The organism is Plasticicumulans sp. (assembly GCF_035331805.1).
Classification (GTDB): Bacteria; Pseudomonadota; Gammaproteobacteria; order Competibacterales; family Competibacteraceae; genus Plasticicumulans.
The window spans coordinates 1-4,415 of the sequence record NZ_DAOLKE010000291.1 but is presented as its reverse complement, the minus strand read 5'-3'; the positions used below and the strand labels follow the sequence as shown (position 1 = coordinate 4,415).

At 65.5% G+C, this 4,415-nt stretch carries 6 protein-coding genes, 1 tRNA gene and 1 pseudogene; all 8 read left to right on the top strand.

All coding sequences use genetic code 11. From position 1 onward, the window contains the following. The first annotated feature begins 106 nt into the window (after positions 1–106). Positions 107–182 (top strand) — tRNA-Trp (locus PKE44_RS15500). Positions 183–264: 82 nt separating this feature from the next. Continuing rightward, positions 265–651, top strand: coding sequence for a preprotein translocase subunit SecE (gene secE / locus PKE44_RS15495; RefSeq protein ID WP_324552878.1), 387 nt, complete (start codon positions 265–267; stop codon positions 649–651). 2 nt (positions 652–653) lie between these two features. Next, positions 654–1,187, top strand: coding sequence for a transcription termination/antitermination protein NusG (nusG, locus tag PKE44_RS15490; protein WP_324552875.1), 534 nt, complete (start codon positions 654–656; stop codon positions 1,185–1,187). Between the two features lie 93 nt (positions 1,188–1,280). Further along, positions 1,281–1,712, top strand: a complete 432-nt coding sequence (gene rplK, locus PKE44_RS15485; protein WP_324552872.1) for a 50S ribosomal protein L11 — start codon at positions 1,281–1,283, stop codon at positions 1,710–1,712. Positions 1,713–1,715: 3 nt separating this feature from the next. Then, positions 1,716–2,417 carry a 50S ribosomal protein L1 gene (gene rplA / locus PKE44_RS15480; protein WP_324552868.1) on the top strand — a complete coding sequence of 234 codons (702 nt, stop codon included), beginning with the start codon at positions 1,716–1,718 and terminating at the stop codon, positions 2,415–2,417. Between the two features lie 321 nt (positions 2,418–2,738). Beyond that, positions 2,739–3,281: a 50S ribosomal protein L10 gene (gene rplJ, locus PKE44_RS15475; RefSeq protein ID WP_324552865.1), complete on the top strand. Its 543-nt coding sequence runs from the start codon at positions 2,739–2,741 to the stop codon at positions 3,279–3,281. Positions 3,282–3,341: 60 nt separating this feature from the next. Then, on the top strand, positions 3,342–3,719 hold the full coding sequence (gene rplL / locus PKE44_RS15470) for a 50S ribosomal protein L7/L12 (protein WP_324552863.1): 378 nt from the start codon (positions 3,342–3,344) through the stop codon (positions 3,717–3,719). Positions 3,720–3,942: 223 nt separating this feature from the next. Beyond that, positions 3,943–4,415, top strand: a pseudogene (gene rpoB / locus PKE44_RS15465) (DNA-directed RNA polymerase subunit beta); the annotation flags it as partial.

Genomic DNA, 4,415 nt, shown 5'->3' with positions numbered 1-4,415 from the left:
CGAGGGCGGTCGCACCGTCGGCGCCGGCGTCGTCGCCAAGGTCCTGGAGTAAGCCGGCACCCTTGCCGGATCGGCGGGGGTCGGTTTAGACTCCCGCTTCTGTTACAGGCCAGTAGCTCAATTGGCAGAGCGGCGGTCTCCAAAACCGCAGGTTGGGGGTTCGAGACCCTCCTGGCCTGCCATACATCAAGAAGCAGCCCAAGCGACGCGCACCCCGTCCCGAGCGGATGGTGTGCGCGTCGGCTTTAGTGGCGATGTGCGGCAATGAATCCTTCCAAATCCGAAGCGGAAACCGAAACCGGCCGATACGACACGCTGCTCTGGAGCGTCGCCGTCGTCATCGTCGTCGCGGCCATGGTCGCGTTCTACTGGTTTGCGGAAGCGCTGCTGGCCGTGCGTGTGGTCGGTCTGCTGGCCGCGGTGGCGGTGGCGGTGGCGATCGCGGTGCGTACCCGGCTCGGTGCCGAGGTGCTGGGCTATCTGCGCGACTCGCGCGTCGAACTGCGCAAGGTGGTCTGGCCGACGCGTCAGGAGACCCTGCAGACGACGCTTGCGGTGTTCCTGATGGTCACGGTCATGGGCATCTTCCTGTGGCTGCTCGACATGCTGCTGCTCTGGGGCGTGCGCGTGCTGACCGGACAGGGAGCCTGATCATGGCAATGCGCTGGTATGTGGTGCAGGCGTACTCGGGCTTCGAGTATCAGGTGCGCAAGTCGCTCGAGGATCGCATCAAGCGCGAGGGGCTGCAGGATCACTTCGGTCAGATTCTGGTGCCGACCGAGGAAGTCATCGAGATGCGGGACGGGCAGCGCCGCAAGAGCGAGCGCAAGTTCTTCCCGGGCTACGTGCTCGTGCAGATGGAAATGGACGAGCTGAGCTGGCACCTGGTCAAGAACGTGCCGAAGGTGCTCGGCTTCATCGGCGGCACGCCGGAAAAGCCGGCGGCGATTTCCGAGCGCGAGGCGCAGACGATCCTGCAGCGCGTGCAGGAAGGCGTCGACAAGCCGCGGCCGAAGGTGCTGTACGAACCCGGTGAGGTGGTGCGCGTCATCGACGGGCCGTTCAATGATTTCAACGGCGTCGTCGAAGAGGTCAATTACGAGAAGAGCCGGCTGCGCGTGGCCGTGCTGATTTTCGGACGTTCGACCCCGGTCGAGCTGGAATTCGGTCAGGTCGAGAAAGCCTGATCCGCGTCGCGGGAAATCGCCGGTGTTCCGGGCGGTTTCCCTTTTTCGTCATTCGGGGAGCCGCAAGGCGATTGCACCCGGGGAGAATGAAGCATGGCCAAGAAAGTCACGGCGTACGTGAAGCTGCAGGTGGCCGCCGGCAAGGCGAATCCGAGTCCGCCCATCGGTCCGGCGCTCGGTCAGCACGGCGTCAACATCATGGAATTCTGCAAGACCTTCAATGCCCAGACCCAGGGCATGGAAGTCGGCATGCCGATTCCGGTCGTGATCACGGTCTACAGCGACCGCAGCTTCACGTTCATCATGAAGACGCCGCCGGCGACCTATCTGATCAAGAAGGCCGCGGGCATCACCTCGGGCAGTTCGAATCCGAACACCAAGAAGGTCGGCACGATCAGCCGGGCGCAGCTCGAAGAGATCGCCAGGGTCAAGCAGCCCGACCTGACCGCCGCCAGCATCGACGCCGCGGTGCGCACGCTCGCCGGCAGCGCCCGGTCGATGGGCCTCAACGTGGAGGGGGTCTGAGTCATGGCCAAGCTCAGCAAGCGTCAGCAGGCGATCCGCGCCAAGCTCGTTCCGGGCAAGGTCTATGCGGCCGAGGAAGCCTTCTCGTTCCTGAAGGAACTCGCGAGCGCCAAGTTCCGTGAGTCCATCGACGTCTCGGTGAACCTCGGCGTCGATCCGCGCAAGTCCGACCAGGTGGTGCGCGGCTCGACCGTGCTGCCGAACGGCACCGGCAAGACCGTGCGCGTCGCGGTGTTCACGCAGGGTGCGAACGCCGAGGCGGCGCGTGCGGCCGGCGCCGACATCGTCGGCTTCGAGGATCTCGCCGAGAGCGTCAAGGGCGGCAACCTCGACTTCGACGTCGTCATTGCCTCGCCGGATGCGATGCGCATCGTCGGCCAGCTCGGCCAGATCCTCGGCCCGCGCGGCCTGATGCCGAACCCGAAGGTCGGCACCGTGACCCCGGACGTCGCCGGCGCCGTGCGCAACGCCAAGGCCGGTCAGGTGCGCTACCGCACCGACAAGGCCGGCATCATCCACTGCACGCTCGGCAAGGTCGACTTCGAGCCGGCGAAGCTGCGCGAGAACCTCGCCGCCCTGCTCGCCGACCTCAACAAGATGAAGCCGTCCGCCGCCAAGGGCGTGTACATGAAGAAGGTCACGGTCTCGACCACGATGGGCCCCGGCCTGGCCGTGGACGTGGCTTCGGTGACTGCCGCGGCCTGATCGGGCCGCCTGCGTGCCGGTGCGCCAGTCGCGCGCCGGCGCGCCCGAACTTTGGGCGGCCGGCAGCTTGCTGCCGGCCGGCGTCAAAGACCGCTGGTGCCGCAAGGCTTAATGACCGTCGGATGACGGCGCCCGCGCAGACGGTCTCGCCCATCCGGCCATGCGCCGGAGCAGGCTTGCCGTTGGGAGGGCCGGCATCGCACCCCGTGCGGGGTGAGGCCGGTTTTGGGTTCTACCGTTGCCGTGAACGGCGCGGAGGCTGCCGCAGGGCAGCGCTGCGGTCAGTCGCTGCAGACGTGCCGTTCCAGAGGGTAGTTGTTCATGAGCTTGAATCTGGCAGAGAAGCAGGCCGTCGTCGCCGAAGTCGCCGAGGTTGCCGCCAGGTCGCACTCGTTGATCGCTGCGGAATACCGCGGCATCACCGTGGCGCGCCTGACCAACCTGCGCGTCAAGGCGCGTGAGAACGGCGTCTATCTGCGGGTCGTCAAGAACACGCTGGCGCGCCGCGCCGTGCAGGGCACCGATTTCGAGTGCATCTCGCCGTCGCTGGTCGGGCCGCTGGTGCTCGCGTTCTCGGAAGAGGACCCGGGTGCCGCCGCGCGCGTCTTCAAGGAGTTCCTGAAGGAGAAGGACAACGACAAGCTGATCGTCAAGGCGCTCGCCTTCGGCGGCCAGCTGCTCGGTCCGCAGGATCTCGACGCGCTCGCCAGCATGCCGACCCGTGACCAGGCCATCAGCCTGCTGATGGCGGTCATGAAGGCGCCGCTCGACAAGTTTGCGCGCACCCTCAACGAGATTCCGGGCAAGCTGGTCCGGACCGTCGAGGCGATCCGCGTGCAGAAGGCCGAGTCCGAGGCCGCCTGAGGCGGTTTCGTACCCGCACCCCGTATACCGAACACGAATTCCTGATCTGGAGTATTCGAAATGGCCGTTTCGAAGGAAGAAATGCTGGATACCATCGCCAACATGACCGTGATCGAGATCGTCGATCTGATCAAGGCGATGGAAGAGAAGTTTGGCGTCTCCGCCGCTGCCGCCGTTGCCGCCGCCCCGGCCGCTGCCGCTGCCGCTGCCGCACCGGTCGAGGAGCAGACCGAGTTCAACGTCGTGATGACCTCGTTCGGCGAGAACAAGGTCAACGTCATCAAGGTGATCCGCACGATCACCGGTCTGGGCCTGAAGGAAGCGAAGGACCTGGTCGAAGGCGTGCCCTCGACCGTCAAGGAAGCCATCGCCAAGGCCGATGCCGAGAAGATCAAGAAGGATCTGGAAGAGGCCGGTGCCAAGGTCGAGATCAAGTAAGTACTCGACCGAGCCCGCGCAGGCCGATGGCGGCTTGCGCGGGGCTGACCGGGACGGGCTGGTGGCGCCACTGCGCCGCCGGCCTTTCCCTGTTTAGGCGCCGCTGCAACGGTGCCTGCGCGGATACTCCGACACCGGACAAGTCCGGCTCCGCGATAGGTCGGAAAGGTGCATGGGCCCGCGCGTCAGGCCGTGCCCGAACCCGTTTTGACGAGGAACCCCGATGGCCTACACCTTCACCGAAAAGAAGCGCATTCGTAAGGACTTCGGCAAGCGCCCGAGCATCCTTGAGGTGCCGTACCTGCTCGAGATCCAGATCGACTCGTATCGCGAGTTCCTTCAGGCCGATCTCCCGCCGGAAGCGCGTAGGGAGGTGGGGCTGCATGCGGCGTTCCGGTCGGTGTTCCCGATCACCAGCTATTCCGGCAACGCGCAGCTCGAATACGTCAGTTACGAGCTCGGCGAGCCGGTGTTCGACGTGCGCGAATGCCAGCTGCGCGGCCTGACCTATGCGCAGCCGCTGCGCGTGAAGCTGCGCCTGGTGATCTTCGACAAGGAGTCCGATAACAAGGCCATCAAGAAGGTCATCGAGCCCGAAAGCGTGTACATGGGCGAAGTGCCGATCATGACCGAGAACGGCACCTTCGTGATCAACGGCACCGAGCGCGTCATCGTCTCGCAGCTGCACCGTTCGCC